The organism is Opitutia bacterium ISCC 52, from assembly GCA_014529675.2.
Lineage (GTDB): Bacteria > Verrucomicrobiota > Verrucomicrobiia > Opitutales > UBA2995 > UBA2995.
The window spans coordinates 1,299,957-1,320,525 of record CP076040.1 but is presented as its reverse complement, the minus strand read 5'-3'; the positions used below and the strand labels follow the sequence as shown (position 1 = coordinate 1,320,525).

Annotated in this window: 21 protein-coding genes; 12 read left to right on the top strand and 9 right to left on the bottom strand. The window is 47.8% G+C overall.

The features are described 5' to 3' along the window. The first annotated feature begins 124 nt into the window (after window positions 1–124). The 3 genes from solA to GA003_05750 all read left to right on the top strand — a co-directional run bounded on the left by solA (window position 125) and on the right by GA003_05750 (window position 2,564). The gene (solA, locus tag GA003_05760; GenBank protein QXD29476.1) at window positions 125–1,279 is read left to right on the top strand and encodes an N-methyl-L-tryptophan oxidase; all 1,155 of its coding nucleotides are present in this window, start codon (window positions 125–127) and stop codon (window positions 1,277–1,279) included. Window positions 1,280–1,283: 4 nt separating this feature from the next. Further along, on the top strand, window positions 1,284–1,613 hold the full coding sequence (locus GA003_05755; protein ID QXD29475.1) for a hypothetical protein: 330 nt from the start codon (window positions 1,284–1,286) through the stop codon (window positions 1,611–1,613). A 429-nt stretch (window positions 1,614–2,042) separates the two neighbouring features. After that, window positions 2,043–2,564: a flagellar protein FlaR gene (locus tag GA003_05750; GenBank protein QXD29474.1), complete on the top strand. Its 522-nt coding sequence runs from the start codon at window positions 2,043–2,045 to the stop codon at window positions 2,562–2,564. Window positions 2,565–2,568: 4 nt separating this feature from the next. Here the strand turns inward: GA003_05750 and GA003_05745 are convergent, their stop codons facing one another. The 5 genes from GA003_05745 to GA003_05725 are packed head-to-tail and all read right to left on the bottom strand — an operon-like array spanning window position 2,569 to window position 7,614. After that, a complete protein-coding gene (locus tag GA003_05745; GenBank protein ID QXD29473.1) occupies window positions 2,569–3,288 on the bottom strand; it encodes a 3-deoxy-D-manno-octulosonic acid kinase in 720 nt (239 codons plus the stop codon). 15 nt (window positions 3,289–3,303) lie between these two features. Then, window positions 3,304–4,263: a uracil-DNA glycosylase gene (locus tag GA003_05740; GenBank protein QXD29472.1), complete on the bottom strand. Its 960-nt coding sequence runs from the start codon at window positions 4,261–4,263 to the stop codon at window positions 3,304–3,306. Then, window positions 4,253–4,861, bottom strand: a complete 609-nt coding sequence (locus GA003_05735) for a riboflavin synthase (protein ID QXD29471.1) — start codon at window positions 4,859–4,861, stop codon at window positions 4,253–4,255. Before GA003_05735 ends, GA003_05740 begins: the two co-directional genes overlap by 11 nt. Continuing rightward, a complete protein-coding gene (locus tag GA003_05730; GenBank protein QXD29470.1) occupies window positions 4,862–6,250 on the bottom strand; it encodes a PDZ domain-containing protein in 1,389 nt (462 codons plus the stop codon). It lies immediately after the preceding gene. Further along, window positions 6,247–7,614 (bottom strand): trypsin-like peptidase domain-containing protein, encoded by a 1,368-nt coding sequence (locus GA003_05725; GenBank protein QXD29469.1) that lies wholly within the window; start codon window positions 7,612–7,614, stop codon window positions 6,247–6,249. The genes GA003_05730 and GA003_05725 overlap by 4 nt, the downstream gene beginning before the upstream one ends. A gap of 95 nt (window positions 7,615–7,709) precedes the next feature. Between GA003_05725 and leuS the strand changes: the two genes are divergently transcribed. The 5 genes from leuS (at window position 7,710) to GA003_05700 (ending at window position 13,364) form a co-directional block, all read left to right on the top strand. Next, window positions 7,710–10,460, top strand: a complete 2,751-nt coding sequence (gene leuS, locus GA003_05720; GenBank protein ID QXD29468.1) for a leucine--tRNA ligase — start codon at window positions 7,710–7,712, stop codon at window positions 10,458–10,460. A 4-nt stretch (window positions 10,461–10,464) separates the two neighbouring features. Then, window positions 10,465–11,598 (top strand): Xaa-Pro peptidase family protein, encoded by a 1,134-nt coding sequence (locus GA003_05715; protein QXD29467.1) that lies wholly within the window; start codon window positions 10,465–10,467, stop codon window positions 11,596–11,598. Between the two features lie 102 nt (window positions 11,599–11,700). Continuing rightward, the gene (locus GA003_05710; protein QXD29466.1) at window positions 11,701–12,624 is read left to right on the top strand and encodes a sugar phosphate isomerase/epimerase; all 924 of its coding nucleotides are present in this window, start codon (window positions 11,701–11,703) and stop codon (window positions 12,622–12,624) included. 36 nt (window positions 12,625–12,660) lie between these two features. Further along, the gene (locus GA003_05705; protein ID QXD29465.1) at window positions 12,661–12,915 is read left to right on the top strand and encodes a PLDc N-terminal domain-containing protein; all 255 of its coding nucleotides are present in this window, start codon (window positions 12,661–12,663) and stop codon (window positions 12,913–12,915) included. A 38-nt stretch (window positions 12,916–12,953) separates the two neighbouring features. Continuing rightward, window positions 12,954–13,364 (top strand): cupin domain-containing protein, encoded by a 411-nt coding sequence (locus tag GA003_05700; GenBank protein QXD29464.1) that lies wholly within the window; start codon window positions 12,954–12,956, stop codon window positions 13,362–13,364. Between the two features lie 56 nt (window positions 13,365–13,420). Here the strand turns inward: GA003_05700 and GA003_05695 are convergent, their stop codons facing one another. Next, complete coding sequence (locus tag GA003_05695) at window positions 13,421–14,197, bottom strand: hypothetical protein (protein ID QXD29463.1); 777 nt, start codon at window positions 14,195–14,197, stop codon at window positions 13,421–13,423. Between the two features lie 196 nt (window positions 14,198–14,393). On the opposite strand from GA003_05695, the gene GA003_05690 reads away from it, so the two are divergent. Continuing rightward, window positions 14,394–14,783: a DUF5069 domain-containing protein gene (locus GA003_05690; protein ID QXD30350.1), complete on the top strand. Its 390-nt coding sequence runs from the start codon at window positions 14,394–14,396 to the stop codon at window positions 14,781–14,783. A 307-nt stretch (window positions 14,784–15,090) separates the two neighbouring features. On the opposite strand, the gene GA003_05685 is transcribed toward GA003_05690, so the two are convergent. Beyond that, window positions 15,091–15,642 (bottom strand): DUF59 domain-containing protein, encoded by a 552-nt coding sequence (locus GA003_05685; GenBank protein ID QXD29462.1) that lies wholly within the window; start codon window positions 15,640–15,642, stop codon window positions 15,091–15,093. Between the two features lie 62 nt (window positions 15,643–15,704). Further along, window positions 15,705–17,504, bottom strand: coding sequence for a signal peptide peptidase SppA (gene sppA, locus GA003_05680; protein QXD29461.1), 1,800 nt, complete (start codon window positions 17,502–17,504; stop codon window positions 15,705–15,707). 563 nt (window positions 17,505–18,067) lie between these two features. Between sppA and GA003_05675 the strand changes: the two genes are divergently transcribed. From GA003_05675 to GA003_05665, 3 genes are all read left to right on the top strand, one after another. Then, a complete protein-coding gene (locus GA003_05675) occupies window positions 18,068–18,769 on the top strand; it encodes a hypothetical protein (GenBank protein QXD29460.1) in 702 nt (233 codons plus the stop codon). Between the two features lie 114 nt (window positions 18,770–18,883). After that, entirely contained in the window at window positions 18,884–19,423 is a 540-nt protein-coding gene (locus tag GA003_05670) for an adenine phosphoribosyltransferase (protein QXD29459.1), read from the top strand. An 11-nt stretch (window positions 19,424–19,434) separates the two neighbouring features. After that, the gene (locus GA003_05665; protein ID QXD29458.1) at window positions 19,435–20,112 is read left to right on the top strand and encodes a class I SAM-dependent methyltransferase; all 678 of its coding nucleotides are present in this window, start codon (window positions 19,435–19,437) and stop codon (window positions 20,110–20,112) included. Here GA003_05665 and GA003_05660 read toward each other — a convergent pair. Beyond that, a complete protein-coding gene (locus GA003_05660; GenBank protein QXD30349.1) occupies window positions 20,109–20,552 on the bottom strand; it encodes an acetolactate synthase in 444 nt (147 codons plus the stop codon). The two genes, GA003_05665 and GA003_05660, sit on opposite strands and share 4 nt — an antisense overlap. Window positions 20,553–20,569 lie beyond the last annotated feature (17 nt).

Here is a 20,569-nt window from a genome sequence, read left to right as displayed (position 1 = left end):
GATGTATGTTATACCCAAGTTGCTCACAAGTTACTCCCAACTACTATCTCTCGTTCAATTTCGATCTTTATCTTAGGCGCAGCCTCCCTCTTTATCCCTATTGTTATTGTGAATCCCTAAGACCATGAACCCAAAAGAAAACCATTTCGACGTTATTGTCCTTGGGGTAGGATCCATGGGCTCAGCTGCATGCTATCACTTGGCCAAGAGTGGAGCTAAAGTTGTTGGCGTAGAGCAGTTCGATGTTCCACATCGTCACGGATCCCATCATGGCAAGTCTCGGATGATTCGAAAGGCCTATAGCGAGCACCCCAATTACGTACCTTTGCTAGAACGCGCTTATGAGCTGTGGGAGGAACTTCAGGAGAAAGCTCAGGAACCTATTCTAAATAAAACAGGCGCGCTCTATCTCTGCGAATCAGATAACTCGGTAATAACAGGTTCAATGAAGTCCGCGAAAGAACATGGACTTCCCCACCGTCACCTAAATGGAGAAGCCATCAAATCCGACTATCCAGCCTTCCAAGTAAATGAAAGCTTTGAAGGTTTTTTCGAAACTGATGGCGGATACTTAAGACCGGAGGATGCGATCGTTGAGCATGCTTGGCAGGCTTCCGGTTTAGGCGCCATGATTCTGACGAATACACCCGCTCTCAATTGGAAGGCCACAAACGACGGTGTCGAAGTTCGCACCGCAGAAGGCACCCTTCACGCAGACCAACTCATTATTAGCACCGGTGCCTGGACGAATAAGATGCTAAAGAACCTTGGGGTAGAACTAACCGTTACTCGCCAAGTTCAAGCCTGGTTCGAACCTAAGATCGATCCCGAAGCATTCAGCCCCGACAACTTCCCTTGTTGGTTCATCGAAACGGACGCTCCTCACGGACATTATGGATTTCCCATCCTGCTTGGACAAAAAGGAGTCAAGATTGCCGAACACAGGCCCGGTGATACGGTTCCCCTAGAAGATATAAGCAGGGCCATTGCTAAACCCACGGACGTTGAACTCAAAGCACTTCAAAACACCTTAGCTCAATACATTCCTGATGCAGCCGGCCAACTTCTCAATTCTTGCACTTGCCTCTATACGAATAGCCCAGACCAACACTTCATTGTAGATAAAATCCCAGATAATGATAGAGTGACTATCGCAGCCGGCTTCAGCGGACATGGATACAAATTTAGCAGTGTCATGGGAGAAGTCCTTGCCAACTTAGCCACGAGCGGATCAACGCACCACCCGATTGGATTCTTGGGATTGGAGAGGTTTAGGTAGATCAATGACTCTCATATTTTGGATAGGAATTAGCGGAGTCATCCTCGCGCTACTATTGACCTTGATTGCAGGGATCGATGTCAGGAGCGACATTATGAGGCCGATTGGGATAATACTGATAAGCGGTATTCTGTCGATTCTGCCTAAGTTCTTTTTCCAGGGGATTCTGATGGATATCGTATCACTGATTATCTACCTGATGGCTGTGTATTACCTTCTAGGATTTTTTTATACTCTAGATCGAGATCATAAGAGAAAAGTGATGATCACTTTTTCTATTCTCAACATATTGTGGATCGCTTTTATTTACTCTCTGGCACTGTTCGTTGAGTAACCATTATTCGAACCGCGTTGTTTTGTTCCAACATTCGAAGTATTGGTTCTAAGCATACAAAAATGCAGAAAAACAGCCATACAGGTTGGCAATAGCTTAATCATTAACTTCCTCAATTCTCCTCTAAACAACTGAAAGACAAGGGAACACACCAGACTTTGGGATGGGGAAATGGCTAGGAGAAAAGAAAATCGCGCGCCTACTTTCCTCCTAATGGAATCCATTAAACTACACCCAGGCCAATCATTAAACCTTGTAACTTCGCTATTCTAAACGTTGGCTCAAAAACGGAATTAGAGGCTTGGCCTTTTCGCAATCAACTCGGCAAACCAGCATCGGATATCAGCCAAACCCGGTGTGTATTTGATTTTTCATTCAGACTGAAGGCGAGAATGCTTTAGACTCTAAGGAAAAGGTTAATCAGGTAATATGAGAAAAGCTGCAGTTATTGGTAACGCCGGAGGCGGAAAAACAGCGCTTTGCGAGACGCTACAACGTATCCACAATCTCCCTTACCATTCAATCGATCACATTCAATGGCGAGAAAACTGGACAAGGGTTCCTCGAGAGGAAGCGGTGGATACCATTACCGATATAATAGATGAAGATCAATGGATCATCGATGGCTGGGGGGCCATGGAAACCATTGAGGAACGCTTTAAACGCAGTGATACAATTGTATTAGTGGATCTCCCCCTCCACATCCATCTGTGGTGGGCTTTCAAAAGACAAATACTGGCTTGGATTCGTCCAGAGTTAGTTAAGATCCAAAAAAATTGTCCTCTTCGAGGCCAAACAATCAGCGTATTAAAAACGGTTTATCAGGTTAATGGGGACGCTCTCCCAAAACTCAGAAAACTCGTAAGCAAATACTCAGGTTCTACCCAGATCTATCACCTAAAAAGCAAAAGAGCGCTGAAGAAGTTTCTATTGGACCAGAAACTTAGCTGACTTACTAGTCAGTGGGAATAGATGGATTCCCATACGCTCTAAGTAATTTCTCCCAATCATTCTCGGTAAAACAGAACGCTTCATGTTTGCCTTTTAGCTTTTCGAGGGAGCGCTTCAACCGAGCGATCACCGCGGTTTTCCATCTGTCTCCTCCTTGAATCCGTCCGCGATCAAAATCAATCCAGTAGCAGGAAGAGTTAGTCAGTAGGATATTATTTGCGTTTAGGTCCGCATGAAATACCTGGCTCTCATGGAACTGCTTGATGGTCTCGCCCACAAGTTGCCACTCGTCGCTCGTAGCGGGCCTCTGCTTTAGGATTTCGGAAAACGACTCAGCTTCTTTAATTTCTTCGGTCACAATATCCGAGCGATAGCAAAGCCCGGTCCGCTTAATCTGCAAAGCAACGGGGCGAGGGGTCGGCAGTCCAAGCTCCGCCATCCGTTCTAACAGCTTCCACTCTCTGTACGACCGTGTCTTCGACAAACCAGTCCAAACGTATGCATCTTTAGACACATTTTGCATAAAACCTCCACGCCAATAGTGACGTAAAACCACCGACTGTTGTTCTAGATGGTAAAAATAGGTGGTTCCGCGTCCTTTCAACTCTCGGAATATCAACCCGGCTTTTTGAAGTGCCTCCGGATCAAACATGATATCCTTCAGCTCTTCACTCAAATCGGCATACCTCGGATGAAAGAAAACACTCTCAGTAGAATCAGCCATGACCTGGGTAGAAGACTATTGGAAAAAGCCCCGCTGTTTTTCAGAAATCGGCAGACCTATATTTTCCATTGCCAAGAGCATGTCTTCCCAAACCAAACGCTTGGTCTTCATCGTAGCGTAGCGCAACAAGTAGGACGGATGGTAGGTGACCAGTAGCGGTAAATCTTGGAATTCGAAAAACTGTCCCCGAATGGCTCCCATACGACGTGCTGGGTCAGGACCTAATAACCCATTCACCGCCGTCATTCCGAGCGCCACAATGATCTTTGGCTTTACCACCTCGATCTGCGCACGCAGGTATGGCAAACAGTAAGCCATTTCTTCAGGCGTAGGAGGACGATTCCCCACCGGGGTTGGCATCTCAGGTCGCCAGTTCATGATGTTCCCAATGTAGACCTGCTCACGACTGAGTCCCATCGCAGTAATGATTTTAGTAAGTAATGCCCCGGCCTTTCCGACAAACGGTTCTCCCTGCTTTTCTTCATCACCTCCGGGTGCTTCTCCGCAAAAAAAGATGTCTGCGTCGACACTACCAACTCCAAAAACAACTTGCGCACCGGGATTCAAATGCTCCTGACAAACAGGGTCATTCAACACTTGCTCCTTTAAAGCTTCCCATTGGGCTTGCTTATCTCCTTCGTGAAAATTCACTTCAGGCGGCGTGTCAGGTATGGCAGCAACGGGATTGCCATGTTGATTGAGGGCAGCTTTAGCCGTCGCTTTTTTAGCAGCCGTCTCCATCGGTCCTTTCTTGACCAAAGATTCTAATGACTCTCCCATCTGTGCCCGTTTTTTGGGTACCGCCTGTGTCGCAGATGATTCAGCGGTCGGGTTGCTTGGTGCTGCAGAAGCACTTCCAGTCCCCACGGATGCCCTTAACCCTGCCATCGTTGAGTCGCTCACATATATACCTTCAACACCTTCTTGTTTAAGGCGCTTTAGTTCGTTTACGACTGACTCGATCTTAGACCGCATTCCTTTTTCCCATCGTTAGTGACTCAACATACTTACCCAAAACATCAAATTCAAGATTCATGGGATCACCCACCTTCTTTTCTTTTAGGTTAGTAATATCCATCGTAGTCGGAATCAACCACACAGCAAGGCTCGTGGGATTCGCTTCAGCAACGGTCAGTGAAATACCATCCAGCGAGATAGAACCTTTCCAAACGACATATTTGGATTGTTCCTCAGGTATGGATACACGGAGGTAAAAATCATTTCCACGCTTTTCAATGACTTCGACATCACCGGTCGCATCAATGTGGCCCGTGACAAAGTGACCGCCCACTTTGCCATTAAAGGACAGACTTCGTTCCAAATTCACTAGGTTACCCTGAGCAAGGTTGGCCAGAGAGGTCAGACGTTTCGTCTCTTCAAGGACATCGAACTGAATCTCACCGGTTTCAGCGTTGAATTGAGTGACTGACAAACAGCAACCATTCACTGCTATGCTATCCCCATAAGCTATGCCTTCGAGGACCTTTTCGGCCTTTATCTTGAGTACATAGGCCTCCTCCTCCTGATCAAAACTCAGGATGGTACCAGTTTCTTCAACGATGCCCGTAAACATTTACTTCAATTGTGCCCGGATAAAAGAGGTTTCATTATTCCGCTCGACGAGCAATACGAACTCAGATTTTTCTTCGTCTTGCTCAACAAGATCAAGTAGACCAAGCACATCATCAAAAGAGGAAACCTCTTCCCCTTCGACTTGTTTAATCCAATCTCCCATTCGCAGACCAGCTGTTTCAACAGCGGAGCTTCGAGTCACAAAATTCACAATCGCCCCATTCATGTCTGACTTGGGCAGTCTTCGGCGGATACCATCCGTTAGGAGAAACTCACGAACCGTAAACCCGAGTTTCTGGAAGTAACGATAATCAGCCTCTCGGACCACTTTTGGACCATCACCAACAACCACATCGAATGACTTCCTTTCTTCTCCTCGAATCACCTCGGCAGTCATGGTCTCTCCAGGTGCTTTTTGGCGAATGAGTTTTTGGAAGTAAGGAGTTACCGAATAGTCAGGACGAAATCGAGGAAGGATCTCCCCGTCGACGGTGATCAGAATGTCATTGTTCTCCAAACCAGCACGACTCGATGGGCTATCGTCGAGTATCTCACTCAAAACAATGCCTGATTGGTTTTTGATCCCCAGGAATTCTGCCACATCAGGATCAATCGGCTGCATACCAGAAACTCCGATCCAGGGTCGTGGCCCTTCCACATTAGCGGGATCAATATCTTCCAAGTAGGCAAAGAAGTCATCACTACTGAGCGCAACCGATGTTTCTTCAGGATTGCTCAAAGTTACGGTGAGGGTTTCGCGCCCTACATTCATCGTGCGACGATAGGATTGCGGATCCGTTGCCCAAGCTACAAAGGCCCCTTCCACATTGAAAATGGGGCAACCGGGATTGGCGATGTCATCACGCATGATAACTTGGCGATCAGGCATCTTCTTCGTAAGAGCCACGCGAGCAGTCAGAACAAAAGGATCAAAACCCATATCCTTTCCGACGGCTCCAATACCGAATACCGGATCCCCCATACTAGCAATGCCTCGATCGAAAGCAGAGATGGGAGTAAATTCCTCAGGCAATCCATTTTCAAATGAAAGAATATGCCACCCGGATGGGTAGTCTGTTCCAAGATACTTTAAATCATACTCTTTGTCATTATGAGGTAGCGTATAACCGATAAAGCTTTTCATCTTATCCACAGGAACCCAAGTGGGAATCAGACTTTCAAGGACCACTATGGTGCCCTTCTCATCGACAACGAGCCCATAGGCGAACCCCTGCTGGCGATCAATTTCGCGCTCTACTACAAATTCAAGAGCCACGACAGATTTGGAACGCTCTAATACCAGCTCATGAAGATTTGCCGGATAGGGATCGGCATTTAGGCCCGAAACTCCCAACAGAGAAACAGCCAAGGTTAACAATAATCGTTTCATGGTTTTAAGATAAAGAGGGAGGTTCGATAATTTCGAGTCACTTCAACAAATAAGGGTTCCGAATCGTCCGTAAATTCCTCATGGCGTTGCTTAAGCTCATCCATGGTCCCCACCGGAGCGCGGTTGATTTTGGAAATGATGTCTCCTGAACGGATGCCAGCCTTGGCAGCGGGGAATGCGGTTTTGGATCCGAGAACGAGGAAACCATCATCGGACTCCAGTTTATTTTCCCGGGCATACGCACGGCTTACTTCACGCAGGCTGAGGCCCCATTTATCGAATGCCCACTCTTCCCCCACTCGGCTTTCGAGCTTTTCGGTGGTTACCTTCTTAGTAATGCTTTGTCCCTGTCGATTTAGGTCCAAAACGATCTCGGATCCAACAGAGTAGTTTGCAATCGTATTTTGAATGGGAGGAAGTTGCTCAGGAAAACGTCCGTCCACCAGATCTTCATCCAATGATAAAAGAATATCACCTGGCTGAATGCCTTGATTGGCTGCCGGCGATCCAGGATCTACGCTCTCAATAAGCACTCCTTGGTTGGCTTGCAGATTGTAGAAGTTTTCCAGGTCCTGCATCGGGCCGAGTGTAATCCCAGAGTAACTACGTACGATCTCCTCACTCTCCAACAAGCCAGAGAGAACAAACTGAGCGGTCTTGCCAGGAACAGCAAAACCCAGGTTGTTAGAGCCCAAATAGGCCCGTGTATTAATTCCGATGATTTTACCATCCTCACGAACGAGTGGCCCCCCACTGTTTCCTGGATTGATGGCCGCATCGGTTTGAAGCCAGGTATTGAAGTAGCCGGTCTCATATCCGCGAACCCCATCCGCACCTTCGAAGAATCGGTTAGTATTGGAAATGATACCACGACTCACGGTCCTGGTTAATCCGTTGGGAGTTCCTACTGCAAATACTGTTAGCCCGGGATAAACTTCATCGGAGTCACCAAACTCAGCGATGGTAAAACTCAGTCCTCGCTCCTCGAGTTCATCCAAGTCCAGCTTGAGCAGAGCCAGATCCGTCCAGTGGTCCCAGCCAATCAGCTCGGCACTCACACGCTCCAGATTAGACAACGTGATCCGAATCTCCTCGGCGAAGGTCGACACTACATGAGCGTTGGTGAGGATGTGGCCTTCCTCAGAGATAATCACACCTGAGCCCACGCCGCTCACATTCTGCTTGGATCCTCCACGATAGGTCACTTCTCGAACATCGATGCGAACGACCGCCTCCAGCAAACGCTTGAAACCCACCTCAGCGGATTCATCCGTACTGCTTACAGATTGGGTGGTTTCACAAGCCGTGAAAAACAGGGCAATAAATAGTATAACGGGTAGATAATAGATCCGTTTGGGAATCATAGTCTGGGTTATTGACTGGGAATCGGAAACTATCAAGCTAGATCCTTTTCTTTCCACGAGGACCGCCCAATTGGTCCATATTATCTGACTTTTTGATGAATTCCTTTGATTACAATCCAAGTAAAATAGAAGCGCGCTGGCAAAAGTTTTGGGCCAAAGACAAGACCTTCACGGCCGAAGACTTTTCGGAAAAGCCGAAATACTACATTTTGTCGATGTATCCGTACCCATCCGGGGACGGTCTTCACATCGGTCATGCGATCAATTACGCGGCACCTGATATTCTGGCCCGCTATAAGAAATCAAATGGCTTTAACACGCTGCAGCCGATGGGATGGGATGCCTTCGGACTGCCGACTGAACAATTTGCTATCAAAACCGGCACTCACCCACGGATCGTAACCGAGCAGCGCGTGGAGATTTTTCGCCCACAATTACAAAAGCTGGGATTTGCAATCGATTGGGGCCGCGAGATCAACACGACGGATCCGGGCTACATGAAGTGGACCCAGTGGATCTTCCTCCAGCTGTTCAAACGTGGATTGGCCTATGTATCTGAACAACCTGTGTGGTGGTGCCCGGAACTAGGAACCGTTTTGGCCAATGAAGAGGTTGTGGATGGCAAATCAGAACGCGGAAACTTTCCGGTCGAGCGTCGCAAACTCCGCCAATGGGTTTTGAAAATTACGGCTTATGCGGAGAAACTTCTGGAAGGCCACAAGAACCTGCAATGGCCGGATTCTTCGATCCGTCTGCAAAAGAACTGGATAGGACGTTCCACAGGAGCCGAAGTCGAATTCGCGATCGATGGTCACGATGACAAACTACGCATTTATACCACTCGTCCGGATACGCTGCACGGAGCCACTTATATGGTGTTATCTCCAGAACACCCACTCGTCGATCAACTGACTTCCGAAGACCGGAAATCCGCAGTTGAGCAATACAGAGTAAACTCAGCTAAAAAGAGTGACCTCGAACGGACAGACCTGGCCAAAGACAAAACGGGAGAATTTACAGGAAGCTATGCCATCAACCCGGTTAATGGAGCCAAGGTCCCCATATGGGTGGCAGACTATGTTTTGATGAGCTATGGCACCGGCGCCATCATGGCTGTTCCTGGCCACGATGAACGAGATTTCGAATTCGCGGAAGCGATGGATATTCCAATCCTCCAGGTGATTGAGGACGATGCGGCAAAAGCGAAAGGCGAGGAAACTATTCTTCCGTTCTGCGGCAAAGGAACGATGGTCAACTCCGGGGAATACACCGGCCAATCTTCCGACGAAGGAAAAGCAAAGATCATCGCAGACCTCGAAGGGAAGTCACTGGGTTCGGCGAGTGTTCAATACAAGCTGCGTGATTGGCTTTTCTCACGACAGCGCTACTGGGGAGAACCTTTTCCAGTAAGCTGGGTATCCAAAGAAGACTACGAAAAAGCGACCGCAGCTGAGAACAACCCATTTAGCGAATTTCTACCTGAAGAGCCTGTCACTTTTGAGGTGGACGGTGAAGTGAGTTACGCCCTGCCTGTTCCAGCAAACCAACTGCCACTTGAGCTTCCCGACGTGGAATCTTACGAACCCATTGGCACAGGAGAAAGCCCACTCGCCGGTGTGCCTGAATGGCTAGAAATTTGGTTGAATATTGAAACCAGCGAAACCCTGCCCCGCTCCAACGAAAAGCCAGCTGGCGATCAGTGGGTAACGGGTACCCGAGAGACCAATACGATGCCACAATGGGCTGGGTCATGTTGGTATTACCTTCGTTATTGCGACCCCAAAAACACCGACGCGGTCATCGATCCAAAACTGGCAGAGTACTGGGGTGTTCCAGATTTTTACATCGGCGGAGCCGAGCACGTGAACCTACACCTGCTTTACGCACGATTCTGGCACCAGGTGTTATTTGATGAAGGTGTGACTCCGAACCCCGAACCATTTCCATCCTTGATTCACCAGGGAATGATACTCGGTGAGATGGAGTTCACTTTGTTCCAGGACAATGAAGGAAACGCCGTTTCTTCAGACGCCGCCAAGGACCGAGAAGACCTAACACCGAAGGCCCTGGAGGAATCAGAAGTTGAGAAGGCAGGTGACAGCTGGGTGCTGAAGTTAGATCACTCAATCAAAGTGGATGCCCGTTCTCATAAAATGAGCAAAAGCCGGGGCAATGTGGTTAATCCCGATAAATTAATCAAGAGCTACGGCGCAGATGCCACCCGCTTGTTCTTAATGTTCCTGGGTCCGATTGAAGATATGAAGCCATGGAATACCCAGGGCATCGAAGGCGTATCACGATTCCTGAGACGCCTCTGGAAAGAAGTCGTCAACGAGGACGGCTCTCTAAATGCAAAACTTACCGACGGCCCAGAGACGAATAAGGCGCTGGATAAGTTACTCCACGAATCGATCAAGAAGGTAACAGACGACATTGATCGCCTCAGTTTCAACACCGTGGTTTCTCAATTGATGATTCTCCTTAATCAACTCGTTAAAGAATCTTCCTACTCTAAGCAAACCGTTAAGAACTTCCTTCAACTGCTTAACCCGCTTGCTCCTCACATTTCCGAGGAACTTTGGAATCGTCTGGGAGGGAGTGGTTCAATCAGTGATGCCTCTTGGCCCGTATTCGATGAATCCAAACTTGTTTCCGACGAGGTAAAAATCGTCCTTCAAGTAAACGGCAAGCACCGGGGTGAAATCATGGTGTCAGCCGACATATCCAAAGAGGATGTCGAAGCCCTCGGGTTGAGTCAGGAACGTGTGCAAAACAGTATTGAAGGGAAAACGGTTAGAAAAGTCATCTACGTTCCCGGACGAATCCTAAACGTTGTAGCGAACTAAACTTATGCTAACACAAGAAGGTTGTAACAAACGCCGAGAAAGACTCTGGGCTTCCCTACCCGACTCGGTCGAATGGGTGCTCATATCCAATCCTCGGCATGTTAAGTATTTCTCCAACATCTGGGTTAATCCAGTCAGCTTCTCAGCCAGTCAAACCGTATGGCTGCATTTGGAACGCTCCGGAAAAGCTACTGCACTCGCCGACAATTTCACACTCAAGTCTTTGAGTGGTGAAGCCTATGTAGACGAAACCGTATCAGAAATCTGGTACGATGGGGAAAACTCGGTGGAAAACCGAGACTCCAAACAGGCGATCGCCCTGAAGAAACATTTTGGAACCTTGGATCTAAGAAACGGGGCCGTGGAAGAAGACTCGCTTGCCATAACCGCCCTGGAAACCATTGAAGGAAAACCAGAGCTGAACATCAAACTGGGCGATGTCATCAAATTTCTTCGACGCAAGAAAGAGGCAGACGAAGTCGAGCATCTGATGACCTGCATGCAAGCGTGCGAAGCCGGCCACCTGGCAGCACTTGAGTATGTTCGCCCGAGAGTAACGGATATGGATGTCTATCGAGCGGTTCATGCCGCTGTCCTAGAAGAAGCTGGACGACCTTGCGTGGTGTACGGTGATTTCCGAGCTAACAATGCCGAACTACCCAAAGCAGGTGGTCTACCCATCGGGTACACTCTGCAGGAAGGTGACTTATACATTCTAGACTACTCAGTGATCCTGGACGGTTACCGAAGTGACTTTACCAACACTATTGCAGTAGGAGAACCCTCTGCAGATCAGCAAGCGCTCATGAATGCTTGCCTCGCAAGTCTGGAAGCTGGTGAGGAAGCTTTGAAAACTGACATCTCCTGCAAAACCATTTTCGATCTCTGCTCTGATACCATGGTAGCGAAAGGTTTCGAACCTCTACCAAGTCATGCCGGACACGGACTCGGGCTAGAACACCCTGAACCCCCTGCCATTGTGGCAAACAGCACAGATACTTTGCTCTTAGGAGATGTCGTAACCCTAGAACCAGGAAACTACATCCCAGGCATCGGTGGCGTACGCATCGAGCGAAACTACCTTATTACAGAATCAGGATCCGAAAATTTAAGCCATCATAAGATCGCACTCCGCTAGGCGATAAATAGGAATCGGCAGCAAGCTGCTCTCCTACATCAAACGATCGACGAAAACTGTAGGAAGGTAGCTTGCTGCCGATTTAGTAAATTTAACCGAGGAATGGTTGATTTCGACTTCAATACCATCGATAGAATTTATCTGGGCAAGTTTCAGAAAATTGATCTGAATAAACGACCAGAACACCTAGTTAACCCAAAGAATAAACACTTTTTCGAACGCGGTGGGTATTCCAAGCTCGATAATCTCGACTTCGCCAAGACCGCCCGCTCGTTCGGTATCGATGCGATTGAATACGTGAATCAGATGTTCAAAACCAAAGCCAAAGACCAGGCCTACTTGAAAGAGATGATTAAGCGGGCTGACGGCGAAGGCGTAAAAAGCCTACTCGTCATGGTAGATGGCGAAGGACTGCTCGGTGATCCCGATAACGCCAAGCGCAATCAAACCGTTGAAAATCATCTCAAATGGCTGGATGCGGCCAAAACCCTGGGGTGTCACTCCATCCGCGTGAACGCAGGAAGCAAGGGCAGTTATAAAGAACAACAGAAACTCGCGGCCAATGGTTTGCACAAACTCAGTGAGGCTGGAGGAAAGCGTGGAATTAACGTCATCGTAGAAAATCACGGAGGCCTTTCTTCCAACGGAAAATGGCTAAGCGGAGTCATGGAGATGGTCGACCACGACCGCTGTGGAACTTTGCCCGATTTTGGAAACTTTACCATCAATCGCCAAACCGGCGAACACTACGATATCTACCAAGGTATGGAAGACCTAATGCCTCACGCCAAGGCGGTAAGCGCCAAGGCAAACGATTGGGCAAAAGATCCTAATCCAAATGTATCCCGCGGTAAACACGGAGAACACGAAGTGGTCATCGATTTCAAACGCTGCCTCGAGATCGTATTGAAGTATGGCTATCACGGCTACATTGGCATCGAGTACGAAGGCAGCTATCAGACACCCATGCAAGGTGTCGCCATGACCAAAGCGGTTATGGATCGATTACTTGTGGAGCTGGCATAAGCCAGTTTCCATCCAGAACCCTCAACTCAACTCCCCATGACACTCGCATTCCTTCAAGGCCTCGGGCCGATGGAAATCCTCATTGTATTGTTTCTTTTCGGTTTCATTCCTTTATGGATAAGTGCACTCATTAGTGTAGCTAGGAGAACAGATTTACCATCCAATTTAAAAATACTGTGGATCGTTTTTCTGATAATCTTTTCGTTCGCTACTCCTATCGTTTATTGGATTGTCCGATTGGCTAATCGTAAGAAGGGAATTCCAGACATTAAGACCTTCGAGCAGAATTAAGTTTTGAAGGGGGAGAGGAGATCACTACGGTGCTCTTCATGTCTATTCCTCCAATCGTAAATTTAGATGATGTCCGAGAATCTGAAAATTTCTGGGGCGAGAACCAGAAGTACAAACGCCTTCGACGACATGTATCGGTAGCCTTGGGTTCTGGGAAAGAAGGTAATCCCATTCATCCCTTTGATGTAGAAATGACGAGGATTCTGCCTCGGCATCACAATTGTCCTCAACACGCCCATCCGCATATGGATGAATTTTTCATTGTCGTGGAAGGCGAAGGCATTATGTGTCGAGGCGACGAAGAATTCCCCATCAAAAAAGGTGACTGCTTTTACCAGCCGAAAGGCACCTATCATCGCCTGTTTAACACCAGCGAAACGGACCACCTGGTGTTCTTCGTCATTGCCAACGAAGTGGAAGATCCGGGTGTCGATATTTTGAGATACTGAGAAGCGGAATAGTCGGAGACGATTGCGTCCTCGCAATGCCGCCACATATCTATAAATCAGCTTTCTGCGTCCGGTTCTTTGGCCAAGCAAACGTCACAGACGCCTTCCCCTTCTTTATAACGGAAGGTCCGTTCAGGATTGGTTTTGTCGGTAGCCCCACAGCTCGCACAGGTGTGAAATGCTTCTGCAGCAGCAGCCTGAGTGTCTTTTTGGTGATCAATTCTACGCTTTCGATAATAGAGAGTTCGGTAGAGATCCCGACCAAAAAAAAGCATGTAATTTCCAAGAGATGCGAATATGACTAAGCGCACAGACCAAGGGCCGTTCAGGAAATTAATCAAAGGAATTCCCAAACTGATCAGGGCAATCCATTTTACTTTCACCGGAAGGAGAAAATAAAGCCTGAACTCAAAATTTGGGTACAAGGTTGCGAACGCGAGTAGCACCGATAATTCAATATAAAAATTGGTATACCAATTGAATGGACTGACAAATGAGATGAGAATGGTGAACAACAACCCCATCCAAATAAAAAGATTGTATCTAAAGGCGCCCCACTGAGCGATGAGTCCCTGGGAGGTAAACCAAAAGACATACCAGCCCAAAAGCAAAAAGATCGGACCCCATCCTAACTCGGGAACAAATAGAAAGGTAAATAACCTCCACACCTCCCCCTGAAGCACTTTGTAAGGTATGAGAAGTAGGGTCTCAGCAGGATAAACCTTACTATAAACTAATAGCCAGACCGCGATCTGACCAAAAATGATAATAATGGGGAGATTACTTAGAGTTAAGCCACCCAGTCGTTTTTCCAACTTATCGATCCAGTCCATTCAGTAGTAAATAAAGAGACCTAAACAAAGGAGCGGTTCCTTACCTGTCCAGATTTAAGCGATGTGGAACTTAGACCCCTCCCATCTTAGATTTTTCTGGGCACCTTATTGAGGCACTGTAGTCCTATTCACTATGTGAATAGAAGGACTAGCAAGTTGCTGGGAAAAAACAGGAAAACTATTCTATTTTGCACGAATGTGCTCGAAGATTCGTCTGCATGCCTCAGGAGATTTGCCTGAGGATTACTTTGATATGCTTGGCGATGGTTTTGACGGCCGAACTTGCAGGTACCTTTGGGTCGAATACGATTTTGTTAAGAAGGAAGTGCTGTCCGGGAAGTCAAATCGAGAGGTACTTGAGTGGTATTTTGAAAAGGGACGTCGACTGACCGATGAGGAGATTCTGATCTACAATAGTTTTATGAGCAAGCGGGGCTGGCGTGACGATGAGACGGAGGAATTTATACCGGCGCTCATGGAGTCATACGGAGTAAATCCAGATCCAAGGTTGTTGACGGATTTCGACATCATCGAAATGGATGAGGGGCGCTACCATCCTGAGCAATGGCGCGAAGCCTGGTCTTAGATTTCGGCTTTGAACGGATGGGGTTGGGAGGATTTGGAAATAAAGAAAAACTCCGAAGCCCAAATGCCTGCTCTAGCCAATAGATAGTCGGCCAAACCCATCCTCGGGAAAATTTGTCGAGTATTCCTTCATCGTGGCAGCAGTCACGCACCGAAGTGCGCTCCCTCACCACTCAGTCGTCAAGCTCAACAACTTTATCCCGTCAAATCCGAAATCTTATCGTGGGCGTTCGGGAAGTCGCAGGTGTGCGCTATACAAATTGATTGGTATAGTGAGACTATGATCGTCTCAAACAACTTCAATAGACCTAGTTCAACCCCAGAACCTTACGGCCTTCGTCACTGATCATATGGGGGGTCCAGACAGGGTCCCATACGATATCTACCTGGGCAGAACGGACGGATGGAAGGCTTTCAATTTTTTGCTGGGCATCGGCGGCGATGCTCGGACCCATACCACATCCTTGTGCAGTGAGGGTCATTTTAACAAATACGTCGTGCACGCCTGCTGCTACTTCGCCACCTCTCAAATCGTAAATGAGTCCCAGATCGACAATATTGACTGGAATCTCAGGGTCGAAGCAGGTCTTTAGTGATTCCCATACCTGGTCTTCAGAGAACTCGCCAGGAACTACCGTTGTTTCTTTTTCCTCTTCCGCGAATGCTGCCTGCCCCTCCTCACCTAAGGCATCCAGATCAGCTGAACCGATCCGATACAGTCCACCATTGGCCTGCACAGTAACAGTGCCGCCTAGTGCCTGTGTAACTTGGACTTCTAAGCCTTCTTTAAGAGATAACACGTCTCCAGCTGGAATAAGTGTGGCCTTGGTATCGCGAGTGAGTGTAAAGGTCTGCGCCATGATTTACCCACCCTTTTCATGGGGGAGGAAAGCGCAAGAGAAATGGCACTGGGATGAGCCCTCTACTTCAAAAACTGAAAATTGATCTCTGGCAGTAGATAGATCCCACGGGGATCATTGAAGGACTTGAGCAAATCTAACTCCCTCTGAAAGGTCCGCAGCAGACGCGTGGCAGGATCCACTGACACATCCAACTCCTGGCCTTCCAGGAGAGCTTGAAGCATTTCGTCGAGATTGTTTCCACGGGGATGATCAACCACTTTGTATTCCGACAGTCCGGCTAACTCCGCAGCATGCTCGATGGCATCATCGAGTCCGCCAATTTCATCTACCAGCCCTTTGTCCAAGGCATCTTTCCCCAGCCAGGTACGGCCCTGAGCCACGGTGTCTAGATACTCGACATCCATGTTACGAGAATCGGCAATCTTTTCGAGAAATTGATCATAATACCATGAGGTCGACTCTTCGAGTTGCTCAATTTCAACCTCGGTTTGTGGACGGGTGGTGGTCCAACTACCGGCATAGTCATGGGTGCCGGCATAGTCCCAAGTGATACCAAGGTTATTGGCAATCTCCTGAACATTAAAAATCAATCCATAAACACCGATAGAACCGGTAATGGTATTTTCCTGCGCAAATATACGGTTTGTATAAGTGGATACCCAATAACCACCACTGGCTGCCACATATCCCATTGAGGCTACCACAGGTTTATTTTCTTTAAGCAGGCGAATTTCACGCTGAATTATTTCAGATGCCTGGGCTCCTCCACCTGGAGAATTCACGCGGAGAACTACCGCTTTTACGTCGTCGTCGAGACGTATGCTTCTGAGTCGACGGGCAATCCGATCTCCCCCCGCTTGGGCCGAATCCCCTTCTCCACCAACGATAACCCCTTCGACATAAACAACAGCAATTTCGTCGTTCGCGTCTCGGTCACCATGAATGGGTTTCGCTTCAATGTAGGAAGCAATATCGACCTGACTGAAAGTGCGTTCATCGGAGTCGTCTCCAGCTAAACGTTTTAATTCGTCCAAAATCTCATCAAAATATACCAGCTCGTCAACGAGACCTGCTGCTTTGGCAGATTCAGCATCAAACGATCGATTCGCACCGACGAGCTCATCCAAGGTTTCAGGATTTATGCCACGTGATTCTGCAACATCACTCGCCATGGAATCCCACAGACCTTCGATCAATACCATGGTCTGTTCCCGATTGGCTTCACTCATATGATCTTGAACATACGGCTCAATCCCGGCTTTAAACGTACCCACACGAACCGGTTGAGCCCCGATACCCCATTTCTCAAAGGCGTTCGCATAAAACATCATCTCAATACCCAAGCCATTGAAGTGCATTTCGCCGAAAGGATTCATGGACACTTTGTTGGCACATGAGAGAACGTAATAATCGCGCTGCATGGCATTTACAACGTAGGCATGAATCGGTTTCCCGGTAGTTTTAAAGTCTTCGAGTGCTTCGCGCAGCTCTTTGACCGCTGCGTAGCCAGAGCCATAATTGACCGATTGTAGATTTCCGGTCAGGTAGATACCCTTGATCGCATTATCCGTTTTGGCATACTTGATGGCATTGAGCAGGTTCCTTAAACCCAGTTGTGGAACTGCACTTCCTGCGATAGCATCCTGTAACGCCTGATCAAAGGTAACCGAAGGGGGCTTATCGTTGATGCTCATCGAGAGATCCACGACCAGCACCGCTTCGTCCGGAATGTCAGCTACCGGCTGCTGAAAGCTAAGCCCCACGATCAGGAGCAATAAGAACCCTCCAAATCCGAGAATGAAAAGAGCGAGCAGCGTTCCGAGGAAACTGCTAAAGGTGTTTTGAATAAATCGCCACATATAGGATAGATGAGATAACGGTTTAGCTTTGGAGTTCCATACACCAAACTCAATTTATTATTTGATCAGGGACTCCTGGAACACAACTGATTTTATTGAGGCTAAGTTTCGGTATAGCGTGTCCCGGGGAACAAGAGGAAACCTACAAATCCATTGAATTAACACAAATATTACCTGTCTACGGGGCCTCATTTGATTTCAGATGTGCGATCACGATTGGTTGAAAGAAAATGTGATCGGCCATTACACCTTCGATCAGCCACGACCGATTGAGGAGAGGCTCATGTTTACAGAATATGCCACACCCCATTCGTGATTGAGAACAATTCCTTCGACGATGTGTCTCTACATTCGGTCGACCATCGGAACCAGCAGAACAAACAGCTAATAACCCTGCGGGAAATCCGCTTTTTGGACTCTGGAATTAGATCATCATAGCCTTGTAATTCCGCGTAAAACCTGAAATCCTCTATCGAAATCCCACAACCTTAACCTAATTCTTCGTAACCGTTTAGCGTAACCTTCGTCAGCGTCACGACCTGTCATTTTAACCCAAGTTACCAATGAATAAAAACACCATCATCCTTGTTATCGCTGTCATTTTTGCTCTGGCAGGCTGGATATTATTTTTGCAAAAACCTTCGGGTTCTAACTCCGAAGCCGGTGAGGCTGTCGTTGAGAACAGCTCCGCTGCTTCCGACATGGCTAATACAGCAGAATCAGAAAAGACAGCTGCTGAACTCGCAGCCCTGGAAGCTGAAAAAGCAGAAGCCATCCGCATGGCCGAGCTACAAATCCAACAAGCCAAGGATGAGCAAAAGCGGAAGATTGCCGAGGTCACGGCTCGTCTGGAAGCTGAAGAAGCCGCCCGTGCGGAAGCCGAACGCCTGGCGGCTGAAACCAAATCCCGTCTGGATGCGTTAGCGGCATCCTTGGAAGCTGCAGAAAAGCGTCAGGCTGAAATTTCAGCACAAAGCCAATCCGCCTCAGCAACACGCGATAAAGAGCTAGCCGCTGCGGAAGCCGCAGTAAGAAAAGCGAAAGAAGAGGCGGATGCGCTCAAGCGTCAGCAGGAAGAGCTCGAGAGAAAACGTAGAGAAGCAATCGCTCAGCAGGAACGCGTTGAAGCGGAACTCCGTGCCGAGCTGGATAAGTATAAAGAAATCGAGGAGTGGGATTACAGCTATGCTGTTCGTGGCGACCAATACAAACGCCAAGCTCATGCGATCATTAAGGCCAAACTGAAAGCAAATCCAAATAATTAGATTGGTTATCAATTTCTAACAAAAGGGCTTCCCATCAGGGAGGCCCTTTTGCATTCATAATGTATTGATCTGGAACCAGCTTGCAATTGAACCCCACCTAACCTGCTCCCAACCATGACTCTGGAAGAACTCAAATCCAATGTAAGAACTGTCGTCGACTGGCCAGAACCCGGCGTACGATTTCGCGACGTAACTCCGCTTTTTGAAACACCTGAATGCTTCAGCACTATTGTGGATGCCTTTTGCGACCATTACCAAGCTTTAGGCGTAGATCGAATTGCAGGAGTGGATGCTCGAGGATTCGTCATTGGCGGAGCCGTAGCCAACAAAATGAACCTCCCTTTTATCCTGGTTCGGAAAAAAGGAAAACTTCCTTTCGAAACCGTCACCGAAAATTACTCTCTTGAATACGGCAAAGCGACCATCGAGGTACACACCGACTCAGCAACCAAAGGCGAACGCATTGCCATAGTAGATGACCTCATTGCCACTGGGGGAACACTCCTGGCTGCAAGTAACTTGTTTAGGCGTCTCAATGCAACCGTAGTGGAAGTCAGCGCGGTGATCGACTTACCAGAACTTGGTGGATCCAAATTGCTCGCGGAATCCGGATTGAAAGTAATGAGCCTCATTGAGTTTTCAGAAACAGAGTAACAGCCTTTTCTTTGACTGACACGGCCCATCAAGCTGCCAACTATTCATTACTAGCGAGCTCCTACTCATTCTGGGAGTACTTACTGCTGGGAAGGCAACTGCAGCGATGCCGCCAGACGAATATCGGCGAGTTTGCATCAGCAAGTAAGGCCTTACTTCTTGGGGACGGAAATGGACGCTTCTCAACACACCTGCTAACGCAATTTCCAGAGATTCAAATTACGTCCATTGACTCCAGTAGCTCAATGCTCAAGCAGGCCAAGAAGCGGAGAGGAAATGCCAGAACTAAAGAAGACCGCATTCACAACATTCAGCAAAATATCTTAGAGTGCTCTGTTAATCACGCGAGCTTTGATGTCGTGGTTGCACAATTCTTCTTCGATGGTTTCGAGCAAGCACAGCTTGAACTCATTGCGGAGAAAATAAGCGGAGGCCTAAAACCCAACGGGAAGCTCCTCGTTTCAGAGTTTCACATTCCAACGGATACTCGGATTGGAAATTGGAGAGCACGAGTCACTCTCAGACTACTATACTCAATATTTGGTCTGCTGACTGGTTTGAAACCCCGAAGACTAGCAGACTATCAAACTGTCTTATCCAATTCGGGATTTAAAATGGAAAAATCTGTGTTCCTGTCACAGAAAACGCTGGTCTCTCAAGTCTTTAGAAAAACAAGCCCTATCCACTAACGGGATATATCACTCTGACATAGCACATTGAACTGATTTGATTGCAGTACATTGGCAGCCATATCCAGGTCCTCAAGATGCATGACCACCGCAGATCGGTCAGCTGGACGAGAAATGAACGGATAAAGATAGTGAACGTTGATCTCCGCAGCTAGAATACTAGAGAGCATCGCGGGCACCTCTTCCGCTGAGATTAGCTCAACTGCCAAAACGACTGTCTGGGTAAAGGAATAACCTTCGAGAAAGAGCACGGAGCTAGCCTGATCAGGATCATCCACAACAATACGGACGATGCTACTATCGGTTGTATCCAAGACCGTCATCGCCATGAGGTGAATTGAATTCTTTGCCAGCAAGCGGGTAAACTCGCTGAGCCTACCTACCTTGTTTTCAAGAAAAACAGAGAATTGAACGACCGGATCATCACCGAGACCTTCCATCACATTGTCAGACATAA